Genomic DNA, 1,022 nt, shown 5'->3' on the forward strand with positions numbered 1-1,022 from the left:
CGGATCTTAGATCACTTCGCGTTCGATCTTCGCTTTTGGCCACTGGCTCCTCACGATCTCATCGACCCGCTTGAAAAGCGCGTTGCCTGCCTCCGTCGTCTGGTGGGCCATGAAGACCGAGCACAGCGCGGGGCCGGAGCCCGTCGCGCTGCGACTTGCGCTGACTCGGCTCTCACCCACGCGATATGAGATCGTGGGGTAGCCGTGATGCTCACGCTGCTCTGCGACGTCGGCGCCCACGGCCTCGCGCAGTACGGAGGCAATGGCGTCGACGTCGCCTGGGTCTTCGGGCAGGTGCCAAGTGCAGAGCACCACGTGGGCGCGGCTGGGATCCGCGACGTCACCGTCGAGTTGAGCGTGCGTCCAAGCGATGAAGCTCTCGCCCACTTGCACCGCCGCCTGTCTCTCGTGATCGTGAAACCAGACGGTGGCATCGTCGCCCTCCCGTCGCAAGAAGAGCGTGTTGCCCACGCCATCGAAGGCAAATGGGACTGCATCCGGAGCGACCTCGCTGAGCCAGTAACGCGCGTCAAGGATCGACGTGTCGTCGCGATACCATTCCCCTCTGCCCCCCGCCCAAGCCGGCGCAGTGTCGAGGCGCAGGCGGTGAGTATCGAGGTCGACATGGCTCCCAGGCCCGGCGGTCGCCAGCCAGGCGCGAAGCGCAGGTGGGAACGCTGCGCCAAGGGCCACATCGAGGTGTTCAAGCTGGTCTTCAGCGAGCGGCGCGCGAAGACGCGCGGGAAGCTCGGCGAGTCGTTGCTCCAGGCGCTTCACGGGAGCCAGCCTAAATGGCTTCCCCCTGTTGCGCCACCGTCGAGACACCACGAGGTTGCGCCAAGGAGTTCACCGTGGCGTTCGGTGACCACCTGTGTCGGCCCAACAGAAGCCTTCTTTCGCGCCCGGCCCCTACCACGGACAGAGATTATCGCGGCATCGGTGGGGCTTGCAAGAACCTCGGGCCGGGCGTGAAAGGAGGCCGTTGGACAAACCGCGGGGCAGCGCGCCGGAGCGGCACGGGG

At 66.2% G+C, this 1,022-nt stretch carries 1 protein-coding gene; it reads right to left on the minus strand.

Annotated elements, in window-relative coordinates; genetic code table 11:
• Positions 1-6: 6 nt before the first annotated feature.
• Positions 7-777: an SMI1/KNR4 family protein gene (locus Q7V20_RS22940; RefSeq protein WP_304796262.1), complete on the minus strand. Its 771-nt coding sequence runs from the start codon at positions 775-777 to the stop codon at positions 7-9.
• Positions 778-1,022 lie beyond the last annotated feature (245 nt).

The sequence above is a fragment of the Aquabacterium sp. genome (assembly GCF_030652515.1).
Taxonomy (GTDB): Bacteria; Pseudomonadota; Gammaproteobacteria; order Burkholderiales; family Burkholderiaceae_C; genus Aquabacterium.